Origin of the sequence: Tistrella arctica, from assembly GCF_039630945.1 — a bacterium.
GTDB classification, from domain to species: domain Bacteria; phylum Pseudomonadota; class Alphaproteobacteria; order Tistrellales; family Tistrellaceae; genus Tistrella; species Tistrella bauzanensis.
In genome coordinates, this window is record NZ_JBBKTV010000003.1 from 224,068 (window position 1) to 244,106 (window position 20,039).

A 20,039-nucleotide genomic window follows, 5' to 3' on the forward strand; every position below is an offset into this window, starting at 1 on the left:
GTCCTCCCACCGGCGTCATCGGATCAAAGCCCCTCGGCCTCGGCCTCAAGGTCTTTCAACAGCGGCGTCTTCTCGCGCCACGACAGGTACCACTGATCGATGGCGCCACCGAAGAAGGCGCGGTCGGCGGTCACCACCGGCACATCGGTGGTCTTCAACTTCTCAAGATAGCTGGCGTCGATATCGGCATAGGCGCCGACGATGCTGTCCAGCTCCTCGGCCATCACCTTTTCGATCACCGCCTGATCCGCGGCCGGAATGGTCTGCCATTTGCGGCCCGACCCGACCGCGATCATCGGGAACATCATGTGGTTCGAGGCGATGATCGCGCCGGCATGCTCGTAATATTTCGAGTTCCAGGTGCCCTCGAAATCGATCTGCATGCCATCGACCTGGCCATTGGCAAAGGCGTCATACAGCGCCGGCAGCGGCATGGGGGTGGGCGCCGCGCCGATCCGGGTCCAGAAATCCAGTTCCTGCGCGAAGGGCACCGTGCGCACCTTCTTGCCCGACAGGTCGTCGACCGAGGCGACCGGCCCGCGCATCACGATCTGGCGCATGCCGGCCATGCCCCAGCCGAAGCCCTTGAGCGCGAATTTGTTCACGCCGTCGAGCAGCTTGCCGGCCACCCCGCCCTTCAGGATCTTGCGCGCGCCGGCCGCGTCGTCGACGATATAGGGTGCCAGAAACACCCCGTAATCCGGGTCGCGATTGGCGAATTCGCCCAGGGTCATGAAGGCGAAATCGAGCGCGCCGGTCTGCAATTGCTGCAGCATCTGCGCCTCGTTGCCGAGCTGGCCCGAGGGGAAGGTCAGGATCTCGACCCGGCCATCGGTCTCGGCCTTCACCCGGTCCGCCACGGTGACGGCACTCTTCGACCACTGATGCTGTGGCGGGGTGATCAGGCCCAGGCGATATTGCTCGGCCTGCGCCGTGCCGGCCAGAAGACCGGCGACCATGACGGCGGCGGCAGTCAGAAAGCGTTTGGCATTCATCCCTGGTTTCCTCCCGGGGTGGTGTCGTTGCGCGGGTCGGCTTCCTTCTTGGCGAGGAAGACCATGAGTTGGGTCAGCGCGGCATCGCGGGCGGCGGCGATCTCGGCCACGGGGCGCGGATCGGCCGTGTCCATGCCCTCGACCAGCCGCGCGCGGGTGGCATCGTCGAGCCGGGGGGCACCCAGTGTTGCCCACCAGCGTTCGAATTCGGGGCCGAGCGCGTCGACGAAGCGGCCGATGCCGCCATCGGCGCCGGCCAGATGAAACACGGTCGATGGCCCCACACAGCACCAGCGCGGCGCCAGACCTTCCGTCACCGCGCGCTCGATATCGCCCAGGCTGGCGACACCCTCGGCCGCCAGATGCACCGCCTCGCGCCACAGCGCCGCCTGCAACCGGTTGACCAGATGTCCCGGCACCGGCCGCGCCAGCACCAGCACGGTCTTGCCCATCGCGGCATAGAGCGCGCGCGCCCGCTCGACGACCGCCGGTGTGGTCGCGGCACCGCCCGACAGTTCCACCACCGGCATCAGATAGGGCGGGTTGCAGGGATGCGCGATCAGCAGCCGTTCGGGATGGGCCAGCCCCTCGGCCATGTCGTCGGGCGACAGCCCCGACGATGACGAGGCAATGATCGTGTCGGCCGCCAGATGCGGTTCAAGCCCCGCCAGCGCCGCCCGCTTCAGATCCAGCCGTTCGGGCAGGCATTCCTGCACCAGCACCGGTGCCGCACCCGCCTCTGCCATCGATGCTGCATGTCGCGGGATCGTCGCACCGGGCGTCAGCGTGCCCAGCCCGCACAGCACCGGCCGGGCCTGCGCCTGCACCTGCGCCAGCCGGCCGGCCACCGCCGGGTCGGGGTCGATCACCACCACCGCATGGCCGGCACCGGCGAAGGCCGCCGCCCAACCGCAACCGATCAACCCACCGCCCAACACCCAGATCGTTCCAGTCGCGGCCATCACAGCAGATCCTTCAGGCCCAGAGACAGCACCGGAAACAGCACCAGCAGCAGCAGCACGCCGGCGACCGCGATGAAGAACGGCACCAGCAGCACCGCCAGGCGCTCGGCCCTGACATTGCCCATCAGCGCCGCCACGAACAGCCCCGTGCCGACCGGCGGGGTCAGCAGCCCCAGGGTCAGGTTCAGGCACAGCACCACGCCGAAATGGAACGGATCGATGCCATAGATCTCGGTCGCCACCGGCAGGAACACCGGCACGATCAGGATGATGGCGGGGATCGGGTCGCTGATCATGCCCAGCGCCAGCAGCAGCAGGTTCATCAGCAGCAGGAACACCACCGGCGAGGTGGTCATCGCCTGCATGGCGGCGGCGACGATCGCCGGCAGGTTTTCAAACGTGATCACCCAGCTGAACACCTGCGCGGCCGCGATCAGGAACAGCACCGTCGCCGAGCCGCGCGCGGCGGCAAGGAAGGCCGGCCAGATGTCGCGCGGCGTCATCTCGCGATAGACGAACAGCCCGATCAGGATCGCGGCCAGGCTGGCGATCGCGGCCGACTCGGTGGGTGTCGCCAGCCCGCCCAGGATCGAGCCGACCACGATCACCGGAATGGCCGCCGCCGGCAGCGCGTCCAGCACCGCCCGCAGCCTTGCCCGCGCCGGCATCGCCTGGGTGGTGGGAAAGCCGTGGCGGCGGCCCAACCACATGATCACGCCGATGAAGGCCAGGAAGATCAGCACGCCGGGCACGATGCCGGCGATGAACAGGTCGCCGATCGGGATCTGGGCGATCACGCCGAAGATGATGAACAGCATCGAGGGCGGGATGATCGGCGCCAGCAAACCGCCCGCCGCCGTGATCGCCATCGACACGTCGCGCGGATAGCCCGCCTTCTCCATCTCGGGCACCGCCAGCCGCGACATGATGGTGATCTGGGCAACGGTGGAGCCCAGGATCGAGGCCATCATCATATTGGCGATCAGGTTGACATAGGCGAGCCCGCCCCGGATCGAGCCCAGCATCGCCAGCGCCAGCGCCATCAACCGCCGGCCGATGCCGCCGGCATTCATGAACTCACCCAGCAGGATGAACAGCGGCAGGGCCAGCAGGCCGTAATTCTCCAGCCCGCCGAACATCTGCTGACCATAGGATTGCAGCAGGATCAGGTTGCCGGTTGCCGCGATATAGATCATGCCCAGCGCCGCCAGCGCGAAGGCGATCGGCATGCCGATCGTGAGCAGGGCAAGGAACGAGAGGCCGGCGATCACGTCCGGGCCTCCCCGCCGTCACCCGCCAGATCGCCGCCGCTCAACCGCCCGGCCAGAGAGGCCAGAACATGGATGGTCGCGGTCACGCAGAACAGCGGCAGCACCAGCCAGAACCACATCTTGCGCATACCCAGCGTCACCGTCGGTTCCTGATAGATGAAATTGAAGGTCGCCAGGCTGAACGCCTCGGCCGATGCCGACCGCCACAGCGTGATCGGGTCGAACCACCGCCAGATCTGCGCCGACAGCGCCAGCAGGAACACCAGCAGCGCCACATCCACCGCCAGCGCCAGGGCGCGCCGCGTGGATGCCCCCGCCATATCCGGCAGCAGGGTGATGGCGATGTGCTGGCGGCGCGCGATGCCGAGCGATGCACCCAGAAACGCCGCCCAGACCATCAGGAACACCGCGAGTTCATCCGTCCAGATCAGGGGCTTGCCCAGGCCGCGCGACACCACATTGGCCAGCAGCAGGCCGAAGATCACGGCGACGCACAGCCCCGCGCCGATACCCTCGGCGGTGGCGATCGTGTGGCTGAGCCGGCCCAATGCGCTGAGCGGGCCAGGCGCACCGCGCTGACCAACCGGGTTCGCCTTGGCGGACGTCCCGGCATCTTGAGGATTTTTTCTCATCGATATTCCTCCCTGCGGCCATAAAATATCGATATTTATGGCCTGTCAATTTGGAAATTGATATTTTCAGGGCAGCGAACTAGCCTTCAAGGCGGTTCAATCGCAGGGGGATAGTGAAGCCGCATGGACAAGCGACTGCCCGCCGGGCCCGCGCCTGAAGAAAAGACCCATGCGGAGCGTGCCTATCGGCTGATGCGAGAAGAGGTTGTGACCGGCGCGCTGGCGCCCGGGCTCAAGCTGAAGATCGAGATGCTGCGCGATCGCTATCAGATCGGCGCGGGGCCGCTGCGCGAGGCGCTGGCCCGGCTGTCGGGCGAGCATCTGGTGACGATGCTGGGCCAGCGCGGCTTCGTGGTGGCGCCCATGTCGGTCACCGATGCCCGCGAGATCGGCCATCTGCGCAAGATTTTCGAAGCCGACGCCCTCGGCCAGTCGATCCCTGCCGGCGATGTCGCCTGGGAGGAGAGGGTCATCACCACCTATCACCGGCTGGAGCGGATCGAGCTCAGCGACCGCCAGGGGGTGGAGCAGATGGCCGAGTGGGAACGGCTCAACCATGATTTTCACGAGGCGCTGGTCGCGGCCTGCGCTTCGACCTGGCTGTTGCGCATGCGGGCGATGATGTTCCGCCACCACGAACGCTATCGCCGGCTGTCCCGCGCGAAAACGGTGATGACCCGCGACATCCACCTGGAACACCGCGCCCTGCTCGACGCCGCCCTCGACCGCGACGTCGACCGCGCCGCCGACGTCATCCGCCGCCACATCGAACACACCACCCAGGCGGTGGTGCGCGCCCTGGACGAGAATGGCGATCTGCAGGCTCCGGCGGGCGCGGCGGCGACATGACCGCGATGACCGGCCCTCATCGGCCGGCACCTCATCTTCAAGTTACTTGATGGTCGCATCCCGAAATTCTGATGGTCCGGCAGACCGGCCGGCACTTGTTCATGCCATCGCGCCAGGGTTCAATAAATTTGAAGACACTGGTGAGAGATTCAACAGCCATGAACAAGAACGGCCCCGTGAGAGACCTGGACCCATCTCTGTTGCGTGCCTTCGTGGCTGTCGTCGATGCCGGTACCTTCAGCCGCGCCGCGCGCCGGCTCAACCGGACCCAGTCCACCCTGAGCATGCAGATCAAACGGCTTGAGGAACTGGTGGACGCGGATCTGTTCGATCGCGGCAGCCGCCCGCCGACGCTGACGCCGGCGGGCGAAAAGCTGGTGTCTTACGCGCGCGAGCTGGTGTCGCTCAACGACACAGCACTTGAGGACATCCGCTCCGGGCAGGTCTCCGGGCAAATCCGTCTCGGCCTGATGGAAGATATCGCCACAACCCGTCTGGCCCCGCTGCTCGGACGCTTCCACAAGGATCATCCGGACGTCCTCGTCGAGGTGGAGACCGGCCTGACCTCGGAATTCATTGATATGCTCGGCTCCCGGTTCGACATTCTCGTGATCATGACCGGACGCGACTTCATCGGGGGAGACCTGCTTTACCGGGGAAAGACCGTCTGGGGCGCGGCCCCGGGATTCGACCCGCACGCACATCAGGTGCTCCCGGTCGCGCTGTCCCGCCACGGCTGCCTGTTCAGGACATGGGCGACCGCCGCGTTGGACCGATCTGGGCGGCGGTGGCATACCGGCCTTGTCAGCACCAGTGTCGGGGCGGTCACGGCCGCCGTCCGGGCGGGCTGGTGCGTCTCCGTGTTCAAGGATGTCACCCTGCCGGATGATCTAAGCATCCTCGGCGCGTCTGATGGTCTCCCCGCTCTCCCCGATTTCGAGATCAGGCTGCTGCGCGCGCCCTCCGCTGGCAGGGGAGCGGTCAGGGCGTTTGATCTTTTCCTGCGCGCGCAGTTCAGGGCGCTCGGCCCAGAGCCCGGCCCGAATCATCCCTCCCTGACCGCCTGAAGGATAACCGGCGACAGAAGAACCAGACAGCCGAAGGTGAACGAGGCAAGAAGTCCCACCCGCATGAGAAGAAGGCCGATGGCGAGCACCGTCGCCGCCATGCCCAGCGGTTCGAGGGCCGCAAGCTGCGGCGCAAGCACGGCAGCCAGGGCGCAGGCCGGCAATGTGTCGAGTGCCTTCGTCACCTCAGGTGACCGGGGAAGCCATCGCCCCAGAGCATAGCCGGACAGACGGCACAGTGTCACACCCGCCAGGGTGAGAAAGAAGACGCTCCACGGATCCGACATCGTCATACGCCCACGCCACGCCGTCCGATCGCGACCAGCGCCGTCACCCCGCCCACGGCGAATCCCAGGAGCGTGGCATACAGGGGCATCATATGGCCACTGGCGATGGCCGCGGTGATCAGAGACAGCAACCAGGGCGCCGACGACAGGGACCGGGCCACCCCCCTGGTCACCACCAGCAGCAACAGGGCGAGAAAGATCGTTCCCGACGCCATGAGCGCCTCCACCGAGGCCTCCGGCAACATGGCCGACACCAGATGTCCGGCCGCGGTGCCGAGCGTCCACAGAGAGACAATCGAGACACCGGCCGCCATGAACACATGCCAGCGAAACCGGGCGCCGTCAGGCTCCGCGATCGCCGTCGCCCACGACCCGTCGCTGACAAGAGGCAGCGCTGCGAGCTGGCGCGACAGTGGCAGGCCCCGAAAGTGCCCGCCGAGCGAGCCCGCCATCAGAAACAGACGAAGCGAGACCAGAATCGAAACAAACAGCGTCGATATGCCGACATCGCCATCCAGAGACATGAGGACCGCGAATTGAGCTGCGCCGGTGAAGATGAACAGCGACGACACCAGCGCGGTCTCGAACGGCATCCCCAGAGCGTTGGACATCGCCCCATATGCGATCCCCAGAATTCCGGAGCTGATCGCGATCGGCATGCTGATCCGCACGCCCCGGATACACGCCGATGCCGGCTCATCCACCTTCTGTTCGCGCATGGTTTCGCGCCCGCTCATGATGAAATGAGAGATTGATCCGTGTTCGGTGATATTCTTCTATCGGCAACGCCGTCACCGACGGATCTGCCTGAGATTGTCCGCTCGACGACTATCAGGAAAGCGTCCGTGTCTTTGAAGCGATAAATATAACAATGCCCATCAAGATAATTGATGAAGCAGACCCCGATCGGGCAGGAATGCGTGATCCATGCGGAAACGGCGCTGTCACCGACTGCCGCTCGAAGCGGCCCAGATGCCGCCCGGTCCGGCCGGCCCCGCCCGATCGGCGTCCACCGTCGTCACCTGCCCAGCACCCGCGCCTCCGCCAGTGTCAGGCTGCCATCGCCATCGCTGTCGGCGCCGGTGAAGGCGGTGGCGGGCGGGGTCAGGCCGGCGCGGGCCAGGGTGGCCAGGGCGGTATCGTATTCGGCGCGGCTGATCCGGCCGTCGCCATCGCTGTCGGCGGCGGCGAAGCCCGCATCGATCAGGCTGGACCCGCGTTGCGCGGCGGCGGCGACCGCGTCGACGCGCGCCAGCGGCACGATCACCTGTCCGGGATAGCCCGTGGCGGCCGTCGTGGTGGTGGCCGATGCCGGCTGCGGCCCCCAGGCCAGCAGCGGTGCCGCCAAGACGGTGTCGCTGGCGGGCCCCGGTGCCAGAACCAGGGTCGATGCCTGAACCAGACCGGCGGCGCTGCACGCCACCCGCAAGGGCGCCGCCGAAACCGGCACCTCGGCCACCGCCGGCGGCGTCACCCGCACCTGTCCGCGATCATTGCCGATCAGGCAGGTGGCGCCGCTGACCGGCTGGCCGCCATGCACCACGTTGATCATCACCGGCACGCGCGCGGCACCCGCCGCCGGCGCCATCGCCGAAACCGTGGGCGCGGCACCGCCGCTCAGGGGCTGCGATCCGGTCTGAGGGGCGCAGGCGCCAAGGGCTGCGATCGCCGTCAGACCGCTGACCATGGCCACGCGCTGGGCGGCCGCACGAAGGGGAGTGAAACGCGGCATCGGACATCCCGGACAAGGTTAAGATAGTCTTAACTCTATCCCGAAAAGCCACAGCCGGGGCGATAGAACCGCACCGGTGCATCAACCGTGGTTGATCAGCCGCGATGCCGGCCGCGCCCCCCGGCCGCGACCTGTTCGGCATTCGGGTCCAGCGGCCAGCGCGCCCGCGCCACCAGATCCAGCCCCTGGTCCGCATCCACCGGCCCCTGCATCAGCCGCTCGATCCCCGCCCAGGCGATCATCGCGCCATTATCGGTGCACAGCCGCATCGGCGGCGCCACCAGATGCAGGCCATGGGCCACGGCCACACTGGCCAGCCGGGTGCGCAGCGCGGTGTTGGCCGCAACGCCGCCCGCCACCACCAGCGCCCGGCCGCGGCCATGGCCGGCGACGAAGGCTTTCGCCGCACGGCCCACCCGGTCGGCGATGCTGTCGGCCACCGCCGCCTGAAAGCTCGCCGCCAGATCGGCCACATCCTGATGCGACAGAACCTTCAGCCGCTGCGCCTCCTGGCGGATCGCGGTCTTCAGTCCCGAGAACGAGAAATCGCAATCCGGCCGGCCGATCATCGGCCGGGGAAAGGCGAAGCGCGCCGGATCGCCGGTCGCGGCCGCCCGCTCCACCGCCGGCCCGCCGGGATAGCCCAGCCCCAGCAGCCGCGCGGTCTTGTCGAAGGCCTCGCCCACCGCATCGTCGATGGTGGCGCCCAGGCGGCGATAGCGGCCATGGCCGGTGACCTCGGCGATCAGGCAGTGCCCACCCGATACCAGCAGCAGCAGAAACGGGAAATCCACCCCGTCGGTCAGCCGCGCGGTCAGGGCATGGGCTTCCAGATGATTGATGCCGACCAGCGGCACCCCCGCCCCCAGCGCCAGGCCCTTGGCGGTCATCAGCCCCACCATCACGCCGCCGATCAGCCCGGGGCCGCTGGTTACCGCGATCGCATCCAGCCCGCCCAGCGTCATCCCCGCCTCCGCCATCGTCGCCGCCACCAGCCGGTCGAGATGGTCGATATGGGCGCGGGCGGCGATTTCGGGCACCACGCCGCCGAAACCCTTGTGTTCGTCGATCTGCGACAGCACCAGATGGGCGCGGATATGGCCCAGCGGCCGGCCCTCGCCGGCGCGCGCCTCCGGATCCGACACCACCACCGCGGCGGCGGTCTCGTCGCAACTGCTCTCGATCCCAAGGCAGATCAGCGGCCGCATCGACGGGGTGGAATGGGTCTCTCCGTCGGCATTCCCGACGGTATATGTGGCGGTCCGGGCGGTCATCAGGCAGGTTTCCCGCAATGTCGGCCGGTCATGGCCGGTCATCCGCGGCAAGAGGTAGCGGCTCCCGGCGCCGATTACCACTTCCCAAACCGCAATTCAGGCACTAACACAGGCCCGTCATGGTCACGCATCCGCTTCTCCGTATCGGCACCCGCGGCAGCCCGCTCGCCCTTGCACAGGCGAACGAGGTGCGCGGCCGGCTGGCCGCCATCGATCCCGACCTCGCCCGCACGGGTGCGGTCGAGGTCGTTATCATCCGCACCACGGGCGACCGGGTGCAGGACCGCACCCTTGTGGAACTGGGCGGCAAAGGCCTGTTCACCAAAGAGATCGAGGAGGCGCTGATCGGCGGCGCCATCGATCTGGCGGTGCATTCCATGAAGGACATGCCGACCGAGCTGCCGCCGGGGCTGATCATCGGCGCGCTGCTGCCGCGGGAAGACCCGCGCGATGCGTTTCTGTCGCTGACCGCCGCCACCCTCGACGACCTGCCCGCCGGCGCCGTGGTCGGCACCGCCAGCCTGCGCCGTCAGGCCCAGCTTCTGGCCGCCCGGCCCGATCTTGTGGTGGTGCCGGTGCGCGGCAATGTTCAGACCCGGCTGGAACGGCTGCGCGAGGGGCGGATGGACGCCACCCTGCTGGCCATGGCCGGCCTGAACCGCCTGAAGCTGACCGAGGTCGCCCGCAGCCCGATCGACCCGTCGGTGATGCTGCCGGCGGTGGCCCAGGGCGCCATCGGCATCGAATGCCGTGCTGCCGACGATCGCACGGCCGGATGGGTGCGGGCGTTGAACGACCCTGAAACCGCGGTCGCGGTTGAAGCCGAACGCGGCCTGCTGGCGGTGCTGGACGGTTCGTGCCGCACGCCGATCGCGGCGCTGGCGGTGCGATCGGTCGCGCCCGGCCGCGACGCGCAGGCGATGACCCTGACCGCCCGGGTTGCCAGCCCCGACGGCACCACGGTGCTGGAGGACTCCCTGACCCACGTGGTCGGCCAGGGCGACACCGCCGCCGCCCTGGCGCTTGGCCGGCATGTGGGGCAGGCCCTGCGCGACCGTGCCGGAGACGATATCGCCCGCTGGGCCGCCGGCGTCACCGGTCAATGGGTGCCGGGCAGCGGCCCCGCCTGACCGGACACCACCCGGTCCTTATCGCAACGGAGCTCCCGATCCCGCCATGCGCATTCTGGTGACCCGACCGATCGACGACGCGCAGCACCTTGCGGAGCATCTGCACCGCATGGGCCATCAGGCCATGATCGCGCCGTTGATGACCGTGCGCTATCGCCCGATCCCCGATCTTGAGCGTGTGCTCGACCGGGCGCAGCGCGTGCTGCTGACCAGCGCCAACGGCGCCCGATCGCTGGCCCGCGCCACCGATCGTCGCGATCTGAAGCTCGCCACCGTCGGCCGCGCCACGGCCGAGGCCGCGCGCCGCGCCGGCTTCACCCGCATCGACGTGGCCGGCGGCGACGCCGACCGGCTGACCGAGCTGTGCGCCCAGCGCTATAACCCGGCGGAAGGGCCGCTTGCCCATATCGCCGGCAGCGTGGTCACCGGCCGGCTGGGTGAACGGCTGGCGGCACTGGGCTTCCTGGTCGAGCGTCGGGTGGGCTATGACGCCGCCGCGATCGGCGAGTTGCCGCCGCCGGTGGCCGACGGGCTGGCGCAGGGGCAGATCCCGGCCGTGATGCTGTTCTCGCCCCGCACCGCGCGGCTGTTCCTCGACGAGATCGAGCGGATCGGCATCGCCAGCCGTTTCACCCGCATCGACGCACTGTGCCTCAGCCCGGCCGTGGCCGAGATGGCGCGCGGCCTGCCCTGGCGGCGGCTGCTGATCGCGGCCGAACCCGCCGGAGAGGCGATGCTGGCGCTGATCGACCATGCCGGCCCGAACGGCACGCCGCCCCCCGGCCACGAGCCCGCCCATGAACCGGCTGGCCGCGGCTGACTCGCGGCCGGCATCGCCCGCGCGCGAAAACGCGACAAGACATCGGAACCGGATGGGGGAGCCGCGTGGTTGAGGCCACGCGGCTTGCCTCGACGTGCCCGATCGGCGACAAAGGGAGCAAGCCGACCGCCTCGGCGGGGGATGCCGACCAGACGGAGACCGCCCGATGACCGACAGCCGGACGCCGAAACCGGGAAAGACCGGCAGCGATGCCGCGAAGACAGATGCCAAAGACACTGAGGCGGCCAGGGCCGCAGCCGTGACCCAGGATCCGACCGCCGGGGGCGAGCCCCCCGCCGCCGACGCATCCGCGTCCGCATCCAGTGCTCCCGGAACCGGTGCCGATGGTGGCGCGTCCTCACCCGCCACACCCCCGCCCGCAACCACCCGGCCGGCGGCGAGCGTGCCGCCCACGGGCGCATCCCGGCCAGACAGCTCGGCGACCGGCAAGACTGCGACCGACGAGGCCGCCACCGGCAAGACCACGACCGGCAAGACCACGGCCGGCAAGACCACGACTGGCAAGACCGAGGCGGACCTGTCGCCGCCGGCCGACACCCAGCCAGCGGCCGCGCAGCCGGCCGGCCGGCTGGTGACGCCGCAGCCGGCCGGCGGCCCGGCCCGGTCCGGCGGTGCCGGCCGCGTGGCGCTGGGTGTGTCGGTTCTGGCGCTGATGCTGGTGGTGATCGCAGGCGTTGTGGTCACCGCCGCCCCCGATCGGGTGCGCGGGCTGATCGATGCCGCTCCGGCGGGCGTGGAGCCGGCGCTGGGCGACCGGATCAGCGCGCTTGAGCAACGGCTGGATCAGGGGCCGCCCGACACGGCCGCGCTGGAACAGCGGCTCGGCGCTGTGGAAAGCGGGCTTCAGTCACTGAACGGCGACCGGCTGGCCGAGCGGGTCGCGGCGCTGGAAGATGCGACCGCCCGCATGGAGGCGCTGGCCCAGACCGTGCAGCGCCTTGAGGCCGAGCTCAGCCGCACCGCCGACACCGCCGCCCGGATCGGGCCGGTGGAGAACCGGCTGGCCACGGTCGAAGGTGCCACCCGCAATCTGTCGGACCGCGCCGCCCTGGCCGAAAGCCGGCTGGCCGACACGCCCACCGCCGATGCCATGCGCCTGACCGCGCTGGCCCTGGCCGATGCCCAGCTATCGGACGCACTCGATGCCGGGCGCGCCTTCGAGGGGCCGCTGGGCGCGATCCGCGCCCTTGGCCGGGGCAATCCGGCGATCATCGACGCGGCCGACCGGCTGATGCCGATGGCGGCGGCGGGTGTCGCCACCCGCGCCGATCTGGAAAGCCGCTTCAAGGCGCTGGTGCCCGACATCCTGCAGGCCGCCGAGACCCGCCCCGCCGCCGACGACGTGGTGGGCGGCGTGCTGTCGGAACTGCGCGGGCTGGTCACGGTGCGCCGCACCGGCCAGCAGGCCGCCGGCGGCAGCGATGCCGCGGCCGAAGCCGATCTGACCCTGGCCGCGATGGAACGGCGCATCGCCGCCGGCGACCTGCAAGGCGCCATCGCCCGGTCCGGCGACCTGCCGCCCGCGGCGCAGGAGCGCGCCCGGGACTGGCTCGACGCCGCCCGCGCGCGGGTGGAGGCGGAAGCCGCCGCCGCCGCTCTGGGCGACGCCGTGTCGGCGAGCTTCGAGGCCGGCGCGCGTGAAACCGCGTCCATGCCCTCAGCCCCGGACGCCGCCCCGTCCGGAGCCCCGGAGCCCGGACCGGCGCCAGCTTTCGAGCCGGCACCAGCTTCCGAACCGGCATCCGGTGCCGACGCCAACAGCCAAGGTGAGGCCGCTCAATGATCCGTGTGGTTCTGCTGGTACTGGTCATCATCGTCCTCAGCCTTGCAGGCGCGTGGGTGGCCGATCATCCGGGCACCCTGACCCTCGACTGGCTGGGCTGGCGGATCGACACCACCGTCGCGGTGGCCCTGGCGGTGACCCTGCTGGCGCTGGTGGCGCTGGCCCTGGTCTGGCGGCTGGTGGCCTCGGTGGTCACCGGCCCGCGCAGCTATATGCGCCGGCGCGCCGAGCGCCGCCGCCAGCGCGGACTGAAGGCGATGACCCAGGGGCTGGCCGCTGTGGCCGCCGGCGATGCGCGCGATGCCCGTCGCATGTCGGCCCGCGCCGAACGACTGCTCGATGCCCAGCCGCTGGCCGATATGCTGGCCGCGCAATCGGCCCAACTGGCCGAAGACCCAACCGAGGCCACCCGTCGCTGGACGCGGATGCTGGAGCATGAGGAAACCGCCGAACTGGGCCTGCGCGGTCTGGCCGCTCTGGCCCGCCGGCAGGGCGATGGCACGACCGCCGTGGCCCGGGCGCGGGACGCACTGGCAAAGCGCCCCGGCACGCGCTGGGCGCTTGAGACGGTGTTCGAGGTGAAGCTGGACGAGGGCGACTGGGCCGAAGCCGAGGCGGCGCTGACCGCCCTTGAGCGTCACAAGCATCTCGACCGCGAGCAGTCGCGCCGCCGGCAGGCGGCCCTGGAGATTGAACGGGCCCGGGCCGAAAGCGCCGCCGGCGCCCATGACGACGCGATGAACCGGGCACGCGCCGCCATCCGGCTGGCGCCCGAGCGCCCGGAAGCCGCGATCACCCAGGTCGAGGTGGCGATCGCCGCCGGCAAGCTGCCCAATGCCCGCAAGATGATCGAACAGAACTGGGCCGCCGCGGCGCATCCGCAGTTGGGCCGGCTGTATGTCGACCTGCTGGGCACCGAAAGCAACGCCACCGATCGGGCGAAGCGGGCCCGGGATCTTGCCCAGATCGCCCCCAATCTGCCGGAAAGCCGGCTGCTGGTGGCGGAAACCGCGCTGGATGCCGGCATTCTTGGCGTGGCGCGCGATGCCGCCAACAAGATCGCGGTCGCCGATCGTGACACCCGCGCCGAACGCGTCGCCGCCCGCGCCGCCGAGGCCGAGGGCGACTGGCAATCCTCAGCCCAGGCCTGGCAGCGCGCCGCCGATGCCCGCCCGGCACCCGGCTGGCTGTGCAGCAGTTGCGGCACCATGCACCGGCGCTGGGAGGCGGTCTGCGATCATTGCGGCAGCTTCGACACGGTCGCCTGGCGTCATCCGGCGGCGGCGACGGTCGCCACCGGCCGCGCGCCGGTACCGGCGGCGTCCGGCACCACCGGCCACCCCGCCCGGTCGTCCAACCCAGCCCCGTCATCAGGTGCCGAGGCTCCGGCGCCGACCGATATCCGCCCGCCGCTCGACGCGGCAGCACCCACACCGGGCCGGCCACCGGCCGCCGCCTGACCACGACGAACCCCGCCACCCCGGCAATGGCCGGCATGGCGGGGTTTTGATCGATCAGGTGATGATGTGACGGTCAGGCGGCGATAGGGCCGCCAGGCAGCGATGTGACGTCCGGCAGATCAGCGCGCGGCAGCGCCGGCCTTGCCGAAATACACGTCCTCGGGCTTGAAGCCATAGAAGCGCATCGCATTCGGGCCGAAGATCAGGTCTTTCTGATCGTCGGGCACGTCGTCGCGCTCGCGGATCGAACTGAACGCCTCGCCCAGCTTGCCGCCGGCATAATGGGTATGCGGAAAATCCGCGGCCCCCAGGATGCGGTCGGGACCGATCAGATTGGTGAAATCGGCCAGGTTGGCCTCGTCACCCTCGACTGTGAAATAGATCTCACGCTCGCGGATATACTCCATCGGCGACTTCTCGGCCGGCCAGACCTCGGCCGCGGGCGTCACCCGCCATTTGTCCATCCGGTCCATCACCGTCGGGAACCAGCTCGCGCCACCTTCCAGGAAGCCCACCTTCAGCGACTTGAAGCGGTCGAGGATGCCGCCGCCCAGGAAGCTGAAGAAGCCGAACACGATGGTCAGCTCGAAATTCAGGATGAAAGCCGCGGCCGGACTGTCCAGCCCCTCGCCGATGCCGTCATGCGCCCAGCCGACATGCACGCAGACCGGCAGGCCCACCTCTTCGGCCGCGGCCCAGACCGGATCGAAGCGCCGGTCGTGCAGCAGCACCGACCCCACCGTGCCCAGCACCATCAGGCTGCTGGCGCCCAGCGCCTTGGCACGATGAACTTCCTTCACCGCCAGATGCGGCAGGCGCATCGGCAGAAGCGCCGCCCATTTCAGGCGGTCGGGCCGCTGGCCGCAGGTTTCCGCCATATGGCTGTTATAGGCGCGCATCAGCGCATCCTCGAACAGTGGATCGCGGGTCAGCGGCTGCAGGAACAGCGTCGAATAGATCGTCGCCACGTCCAGCTGGATCTCGTCCATCTTGGCGCAATAGGCGTCGATGTCCAGAATGCCCTGAATGGCGGTGCTGACCGGTTTCAGCCGCGCATAATCGGTGGTGATCGGGCTGGCATGGCACGATGCCTGATAGCCCTGCATCTTGGGGCGCATCTCGCCATCGATCAGCCAGGCATAGTTGCGCTGGGTGCGGTGTGCGATCATGTCGCCGATATGGACGATCTTCGGCCGCCGGTGCCAGAATGCGCGGTCGAGATGCTCGAAAATTCCGTCATGATCCTCGATATGTGAATCCGCATCGATGAACGGGTGCTTCTTTTCGGCGGACGCAAAGGCGCCGCGCTGTTCCTGGTTCGGAACGGACTGATAGGTCATCGGACTGCTCCGCCTCGCTTGATGCCGGGCTTGTACCGCGTGACACCCCCGGTGTCCGTCTCACATGTTGAAACGGCTCGGACATATCACCTTGTGCGCGAATATCCATGGCTCACTCCAACCAAAAATGATTGCCGAAAACGGTATTGTCAATTTTTACGATCATTCTATACGCGAAATAACGGGTGTATATCCTGACTGAGCAACCATAGCGATGGCGGTTTCGCGATACGGTACCGGCTCGGCAGAGCCACGCGCCCAGGTTGAGCAAACTGCTTGCCGTTTAGATAGCGATGCTTTAGGTTGATCTACAGAAAATCAGATCAACCAACATACCATATACGACGTGACAGAGCCGTAGAAGCACACGACGGCAGCCGGCCCCGTGGGGGGCCGGTGGCTGGACAGACATGCCTGAAACCGCCCGCGACATCAGGGCAGCCATGTACGGACCATGGATCAACCATGGCCGGCATCACGGGTGTCGCGGCGGCACAGCCGAACGGAACCCAGCGGATCGGCCCCGATGCCGATGGCGCAGGACGCGCGGCACAAGGTGAGCTGGACCACGGTGGGCGAGGGTCTTGGGCATGATCGCGGCGGGCAGCCGGCGCTCATGATCAAACACGCCCGGGCAGGGGTGGACGACATGCATCACGATCTTCCCCAGGCGTCGCGGATGCGCGATGCCTGGCTGGTCGATGCCGCGCTGGCCGATGGCCGGGGTGCGATGGCATCGACGCAATGCCGCCAGCAGGTTCTGGTCCGTCTGGACCGGCTTGGCGTTCATGCCGCCGTGATCGGCTATCCGGCGGTACGCCCGGCCGATCGCGCGCTGCTGGCCGAAAGCCGCGGGATATGCCGGCAGATCATCCGCATCTGCGCCACGGCCCCTGAGGATGCCGAAGCTCTGGCCGGCATTCTTCGCGACACAGCCGCCACCGCCGCAGCCGGCGACCCGCCGGTCGATGCACTGGTGGAGTGCAACGCGGATCCGGCCCTTGATCGGGGCGTGGCGGGTGCTGCCGATCCGGTGGGCGGGCTTGGCCATGCCGTGGCCGTGCTGCGCGGGATCGCACAGGTGCATGTCGTCTTCGCCGCCCTGGCCACGGCCGCCCCCGACCGCCTGCGGGCCATGGTCCAGGCGGCCTTGCTGAACGGCGCCCGCAGCCTGATCCTGGCCGATACCACCGGCCGGATGCTGCCGGTCGAAACCGCCGCCGCGGTGGCGGTGCTGCGCAGTCTCGCCGGCCCCGATGTCGCGGTGATCGCCGCCCCCGCCGATGATCTGGGGCTGGCCACCGCCAATGCGCTGGCGGCCATCGGCGCCGGTGCCACCGGCGTGATGGGCGCCATCGGCGGCCTGGGCGAACGCGCCGGACTGGTGGCGCTGGAAGAGATCGCGACCGCGATCCGCTATCGCCCCGACCACACCTGCCTTGTCCACGACATCGATCTGGCCCTGATGTCGGAAGCCGGCCAGGACATCGCCGCGGCGCTGGCGGTCGATCTTGGTCGCAACAAGGCGGTGCTGGGCGATTACGTCTTCGGCACCGCCGCCGGCCTGCATCAGCATGGCCTGCTCAACCACCCGATCACTTACGAATACCTGGACCCCGCCGATTTCGGACGGGAGCGCCGGATCCTGATCGGCCGCCATTCCGGGCGCGCGGTGTTGCGCTCCCGGCTGACCGAGGCCGGCATCAACTTCGCCCCCGACCAGTTGGAAGCGGTCTATCAGGCGGTGATGCGCAGCCCCGACCCTGAGCGGTTCAACGACAATGCCGATCTGGTGGCGCTCTACCGCCAGTTGGCTGCCCATGACATTCAAGGAGCGTGAGACCGATGCAGGTAGCACTTGGCGAACCCGACGACGAGATCATCGACGATGCCGAGGTCGAGCATGTGCTCGACGTGATCCGTGGCGGCGGCCTGACCCTGCTGAAAGCGAATATCGGCTATGGGCTGATCGGCCATACCGAACGCTCGATCCGGCGGATGTACGAGGTGAAGGGCCGGCCGCTCACCAATCCCTGCATCACCATCGGCAATATCGAGGTGCTGCGCGATCTGGTGATTCCGCTGGACCCGCGACTGCTCGACTGGATCGCCGAGGTGTCGGAGATGACCACGCTCGCGGTCATCAACCGACTCAACCCCGACAGCCGCCTGTTCAACCGGCTGACCCCTCATGTGCGGCGTCAGTGCAGCGAGAACGGCACCGTCGCCACCTTCATCCGGACCGGCGCCTTCGTCGAGAAGCTGGTGGAAAAGGGGCTGGCCGAGGATCTGCTGCTGGTCGGCTCGTCGGGCAACATCTCGTCGACCGGCAATCGCTACACCTTCGCCGACGTCCAGCCTCCGGTTCTGGAGGGGGTGGATTTCTGGCACGAGAAGGGCGACGCCAAATACCGGAACGATCAGAAACTGGCGACGAGCATCGTCAATCTGACCAATTTCACCTTCCGGCGCAAAGGCGTGAACCACGAATACATCGAGCAAAGCCTCGCGGACTTCCGGTCCCGGACCGGCATCTGACCTTACATTTCAGATGCATATGACTGTCGCAGCAGACCATCGGGGAAATGAGTGATGTCCGACTACTTCGAAGAGTTCGACCGTATCATCCAGGCCAACAAGTATTCCCGCCATTCCTTCGTGACCGAAATCGAAGCCGGCCGTGTGACGCGCGAGCAGATGAAGCGCTGGGCAATTCAGAAATATCATCAGGTCTATCTTCAGAACAGTTGTTACAGCGGTATCCACGCCAATGCCTGGTACGAGGACGTCCGCGCCTTCGAGATGGAACAGTTGATCGCCGAGGAAACCGACATCGCCGATGGCAGCGAGAGCCATTACAACCTGATGAAGCGCTTCGCCATCGCGCTGGGCGCCACGGACGCGGAAATCAAGGCAACGCCGGTGGCCCCGGAAGTCTGGGATTTCGTCACCTATCTGGTCGGCCATTGCCGCAACAACCATTTCGTCTATGGCATCCTGTCGATCTATGTGAACGAGAGCCAGACCTCGGAAAGTGCGATGAAGATGTATCGCGCGCTGGGTCCGACCTTCCAGCTCGACGACCATGCGCTTGAATGGTTCCTGGTCCATGGCGAGGCCGATATCGAGCACTCGTCCCACGCCAAGGATCTGATCGTCAAATACGCCCATGAGGCGCCGAACTTCGAATGGCGAGGCCGGCAGGTGGTGGAAACCGGATCGAAGATGTGGACCAAGCTCCACGACTTCTATTACGGCGTCATCAGCCACTGACCGTTGCCACGCCCGGGGCCGCCGCGACAACTTGGGGGAGATTGTCGCGGCGGCGTCTTTTTATAGGCGCCGTTCGTCATCCTACGATCAAGATTTTATGCCGCTTGTTAGAGGCTGTCTCGAAACGGATGATAGTGGTGGATGGCCGGGTTCAGATGTGATTCCAAACGGTTGTCGAAGCCAGTCTGGAGAGCCTCATGTGGACGCCGACCACCCGGCGGCAGCATAGCCGCGGTCACCTGTCTTACCCAAGCGATCTGACAGATGGTGAATGGGAGATCATCGCGCCGTTCCTGCCGCAGCCGGCGAGAACGGGGCGGCCGCGCGCATGGCCGATGCGCGAGATCATAAACGCGATCCTCTACGTGCTTCGGGCCGGCTGCGCATGGCGTCGGCTGCCGAAGGACGTCCCGCCAGGGAGCACGGTCTACGGCTGGTTCCTGCGCTTTCGCCGCGAGCACCTGTTCGAGGCCCTCAACCACCATCTGGTCATACTCGACCGCGAGCGGGTCAGGCGCGAGGCCAACCCACCAGCAGCCGTAATCAACAGCCAGGGCGTCAAAACGATCGAGGCCGTCGATCCCAGCTATGACGCGGGCAAGAAGATCAAGGGCCGCAAGCGCCACGCCATGGTCGACACCAACGGTCGGGGGGCTGGTTCTCCACGCCCATCCGGCCGACATCCAGGATCGTGATGGCGCTGTCCCGCTGCTGCAGGCCTCGCGGCGCTCGTTCCCCTTCATCAAGTTGGCCTTCATCGAGTTGACCTTCGTCGACAGCGCATACAACGCCCGACGGGTCGGGGACGCGACCTGCATCGCCATTGAGGTGGTCAAGAAGATCGCCGGTCAGGTCGGCTTCCAGAGCCTTCCGCGCCGCTGGCTGGTCGAGCGCTTCTTCGCATGGATCAATCGTAGCCGACGCCTCGCCAAGGACTTCGAGGCGTTCGTCGCCTCGGCAACCACCTTCCTCTACGCTGCCTCCGTCATCCTCCTGATCCGACGCCTCGCACGTTCATCATGAGTTTCGAGTCGGACTCTCAGAATATGTGGACAAGGTTGCCAGCATTGAAATCTCCGAAAGGCAAATTCCGGTTTTTCTACCTCATATGAGGTGAAAAACAAGAATCACCGACGTAGCGTC

General features: G+C 67.8%; 19 protein-coding genes. 10 read left to right on the forward strand and 9 right to left on the reverse strand.

Annotation, left to right across the window (positions count from 1 at the left end; all coding sequences use genetic code 11):
* Positions 1–23: 23 nt before the first annotated feature.
* Genes WG924_RS07890 through WG924_RS07905 form a run of 4 tightly spaced genes read right to left on the reverse strand, consistent with a single transcriptional unit; the run spans position 24 to position 3,860 of the window.
* Positions 24–995 (reverse strand): TRAP transporter substrate-binding protein, encoded by a 972-nt coding sequence (locus WG924_RS07890; protein ID WP_345932471.1) that lies wholly within the window; start codon positions 993–995, stop codon positions 24–26.
* The gene (locus WG924_RS07895) at positions 992–1,957 is read right to left on the reverse strand and encodes a 3-hydroxyacyl-CoA dehydrogenase family protein (protein WP_345932472.1); all 966 of its coding nucleotides are present in this window, start codon (positions 1,955–1,957) and stop codon (positions 992–994) included. The genes WG924_RS07890 and WG924_RS07895 overlap by 4 nt, the downstream gene beginning before the upstream one ends.
* Complete coding sequence (locus WG924_RS07900) at positions 1,957–3,228, reverse strand: TRAP transporter large permease (protein ID WP_345932473.1); 1,272 nt, start codon at positions 3,226–3,228, stop codon at positions 1,957–1,959. Before WG924_RS07900 ends, WG924_RS07895 begins: the two co-directional genes overlap by 1 nt.
* Positions 3,225–3,860: a TRAP transporter small permease gene (locus WG924_RS07905; RefSeq protein WP_345932474.1), complete on the reverse strand. Its 636-nt coding sequence runs from the start codon at positions 3,858–3,860 to the stop codon at positions 3,225–3,227. Before WG924_RS07905 ends, WG924_RS07900 begins: the two co-directional genes overlap by 4 nt.
* Positions 3,861–3,983: 123 nt before the next feature.
* On the opposite strand from WG924_RS07905, the gene WG924_RS07910 reads away from it, so the two are divergent.
* Both WG924_RS07910 and WG924_RS07915 read left to right on the forward strand, forming a co-directional pair.
* The gene (locus WG924_RS07910; RefSeq protein ID WP_345932475.1) at positions 3,984–4,709 is read left to right on the forward strand and encodes a GntR family transcriptional regulator; all 726 of its coding nucleotides are present in this window, start codon (positions 3,984–3,986) and stop codon (positions 4,707–4,709) included.
* 158 nt (positions 4,710–4,867) lie between these two features.
* The gene (locus tag WG924_RS07915) at positions 4,868–5,776 is read left to right on the forward strand and encodes a LysR family transcriptional regulator (protein WP_345932476.1); all 909 of its coding nucleotides are present in this window, start codon (positions 4,868–4,870) and stop codon (positions 5,774–5,776) included.
* Here WG924_RS07915 and WG924_RS07920 read toward each other — a convergent pair.
* The 4 genes from WG924_RS07920 to tsaD form a co-directional block, all read right to left on the reverse strand.
* Positions 5,755–6,069, reverse strand: coding sequence for an AzlD domain-containing protein (locus WG924_RS07920; RefSeq protein ID WP_345932477.1), 315 nt, complete (start codon positions 6,067–6,069; stop codon positions 5,755–5,757). The genes WG924_RS07915 and WG924_RS07920 overlap by 22 nt on opposite strands.
* Entirely contained in the window at positions 6,066–6,782 is a 717-nt protein-coding gene (locus WG924_RS07925) for an AzlC family ABC transporter permease (protein WP_345932478.1), read from the reverse strand. Before WG924_RS07925 ends, WG924_RS07920 begins: the two co-directional genes overlap by 4 nt.
* A 299-nt stretch (positions 6,783–7,081) precedes the next feature.
* Complete coding sequence (locus WG924_RS07930) at positions 7,082–7,795, reverse strand: EF-hand domain-containing protein (RefSeq protein WP_345932479.1); 714 nt, start codon at positions 7,793–7,795, stop codon at positions 7,082–7,084.
* A 95-nt stretch (positions 7,796–7,890) separates the two neighbouring features.
* Complete coding sequence (gene tsaD / locus WG924_RS07935; RefSeq protein WP_345932802.1) at positions 7,891–9,003, reverse strand: tRNA (adenosine(37)-N6)-threonylcarbamoyltransferase complex transferase subunit TsaD; 1,113 nt, start codon at positions 9,001–9,003, stop codon at positions 7,891–7,893.
* Positions 9,004–9,188: 185 nt separating this feature from the next.
* On the opposite strand from tsaD, the gene hemC reads away from it, so the two are divergent.
* The 4 genes from hemC to WG924_RS07955 all read left to right on the forward strand — a co-directional run bounded on the left by hemC (position 9,189) and on the right by WG924_RS07955 (position 14,283).
* Positions 9,189–10,199, forward strand: a complete 1,011-nt coding sequence (hemC, locus tag WG924_RS07940; RefSeq protein ID WP_345932480.1) for a hydroxymethylbilane synthase — start codon at positions 9,189–9,191, stop codon at positions 10,197–10,199.
* Positions 10,200–10,245: 46 nt separating this feature from the next.
* Positions 10,246–11,019: a uroporphyrinogen-III synthase gene (locus WG924_RS07945; protein WP_345932481.1), complete on the forward strand. Its 774-nt coding sequence runs from the start codon at positions 10,246–10,248 to the stop codon at positions 11,017–11,019.
* Between the two features lie 166 nt (positions 11,020–11,185).
* Positions 11,186–12,823 carry a hypothetical protein gene (locus tag WG924_RS07950; protein WP_345932482.1) on the forward strand — a complete coding sequence of 546 codons (1,638 nt, stop codon included), beginning with the start codon at positions 11,186–11,188 and terminating at the stop codon, positions 12,821–12,823.
* Positions 12,820–14,283, forward strand: coding sequence for a heme biosynthesis protein HemY (locus tag WG924_RS07955; protein ID WP_345932483.1), 1,464 nt, complete (start codon positions 12,820–12,822; stop codon positions 14,281–14,283). The genes WG924_RS07950 and WG924_RS07955 overlap by 4 nt, the downstream gene beginning before the upstream one ends.
* A 119-nt stretch (positions 14,284–14,402) precedes the next feature.
* Here WG924_RS07955 and WG924_RS07960 read toward each other — a convergent pair whose 3' ends face one another.
* Complete coding sequence (locus WG924_RS07960) at positions 14,403–15,623, reverse strand: amidohydrolase family protein (RefSeq protein ID WP_345932484.1); 1,221 nt, start codon at positions 15,621–15,623, stop codon at positions 14,403–14,405.
* Positions 15,624–16,149: 526 nt separating this feature from the next.
* On the opposite strand from WG924_RS07960, the gene WG924_RS07965 reads away from it, so the two are divergent.
* From WG924_RS07965 to WG924_RS07980, 4 genes are all read left to right on the forward strand, one after another.
* Positions 16,150–17,463: a hydroxymethylglutaryl-CoA lyase-like TIM-barrel protein gene (locus WG924_RS07965; protein ID WP_345932485.1), complete on the forward strand. Its 1,314-nt coding sequence runs from the start codon at positions 16,150–16,152 to the stop codon at positions 17,461–17,463.
* A 5-nt stretch (positions 17,464–17,468) separates the two neighbouring features.
* Positions 17,469–18,161, forward strand: coding sequence for a Sua5/YciO/YrdC/YwlC family protein (locus WG924_RS07970; RefSeq protein WP_345932486.1), 693 nt, complete (start codon positions 17,469–17,471; stop codon positions 18,159–18,161).
* A gap of 54 nt (positions 18,162–18,215) precedes the next feature.
* Positions 18,216–18,896 carry an iron-containing redox enzyme family protein gene (locus WG924_RS07975; protein ID WP_345932487.1) on the forward strand — a complete coding sequence of 227 codons (681 nt, stop codon included), beginning with the start codon at positions 18,216–18,218 and terminating at the stop codon, positions 18,894–18,896.
* A 197-nt stretch (positions 18,897–19,093) separates the two neighbouring features.
* Positions 19,094–19,919, forward strand: a protein-coding gene (locus WG924_RS07980; protein WP_345932488.1) for an IS5 family transposase whose coding sequence is annotated in 2 segments (ribosomal slippage) — positions 19,094–19,546 and positions 19,548–19,919 — 825 coding nt in all. Because the reading frame shifts where the segments join, the coding sequence is not laid out codon by codon here.
* Positions 19,920–20,039: the final 120 nt, after the last annotated feature.

Excerpts from the sequence above, each read along its gene's own strand:
- WG924_RS07890 (WP_345932471.1), bottom strand. The coding sequence starts at position 995 with ATGAATGCCAAACGCTTTCTGACTGCCGCCGCCGTCATGGTCGCCGGT.
- WG924_RS07895 (WP_345932472.1), bottom strand. The coding sequence starts at position 1,957 with ATGGCCGCGACTGGAACGATCTGGGTGTTGGGCGGTGGGTTGATCGGT.
- WG924_RS07905 (WP_345932474.1), bottom strand. The coding sequence starts at position 3,860 with ATGAGAAAAAATCCTCAAGATGCCGGGACGTCCGCCAAGGCGAACCCG.
- WG924_RS07910 (WP_345932475.1), top strand. The coding sequence starts at position 3,984 with ATGGACAAGCGACTGCCCGCCGGGCCCGCGCCTGAAGAAAAGACCCAT.
- WG924_RS07915 (WP_345932476.1), top strand. The coding sequence starts at position 4,868 with ATGAACAAGAACGGCCCCGTGAGAGACCTGGACCCATCTCTGTTGCGT.
- WG924_RS07920 (WP_345932477.1), bottom strand. The coding sequence starts at position 6,069 with ATGACGATGTCGGATCCGTGGAGCGTCTTCTTTCTCACCCTGGCGGGT.
- WG924_RS07925 (WP_345932478.1), bottom strand. The coding sequence starts at position 6,782 with ATGCGCGAACAGAAGGTGGATGAGCCGGCATCGGCGTGTATCCGGGGC.
- WG924_RS07930 (WP_345932479.1), bottom strand. The coding sequence starts at position 7,795 with ATGCCGCGTTTCACTCCCCTTCGTGCGGCCGCCCAGCGCGTGGCCATG.
- tsaD (WP_345932802.1), bottom strand. The coding sequence starts at position 9,003 with ATGCGGCCGCTGATCTGCCTTGGGATCGAGAGCAGTTGCGACGAGACC.
- hemC (WP_345932480.1), top strand. The coding sequence starts at position 9,189 with ATGGTCACGCATCCGCTTCTCCGTATCGGCACCCGCGGCAGCCCGCTC.
- WG924_RS07945 (WP_345932481.1), top strand. The coding sequence starts at position 10,246 with ATGCGCATTCTGGTGACCCGACCGATCGACGACGCGCAGCACCTTGCG.
- WG924_RS07950 (WP_345932482.1), top strand. The coding sequence starts at position 11,186 with ATGACCGACAGCCGGACGCCGAAACCGGGAAAGACCGGCAGCGATGCC.
- WG924_RS07955 (WP_345932483.1), top strand. The coding sequence starts at position 12,820 with ATGATCCGTGTGGTTCTGCTGGTACTGGTCATCATCGTCCTCAGCCTT.
- WG924_RS07960 (WP_345932484.1), bottom strand. The coding sequence starts at position 15,623 with ATGACCTATCAGTCCGTTCCGAACCAGGAACAGCGCGGCGCCTTTGCG.
- WG924_RS07965 (WP_345932485.1), top strand. The coding sequence starts at position 16,150 with ATGCCGATGGCGCAGGACGCGCGGCACAAGGTGAGCTGGACCACGGTG.
- WG924_RS07970 (WP_345932486.1), top strand. The coding sequence starts at position 17,469 with ATGCAGGTAGCACTTGGCGAACCCGACGACGAGATCATCGACGATGCC.
- WG924_RS07975 (WP_345932487.1), top strand. The coding sequence starts at position 18,216 with ATGTCCGACTACTTCGAAGAGTTCGACCGTATCATCCAGGCCAACAAG.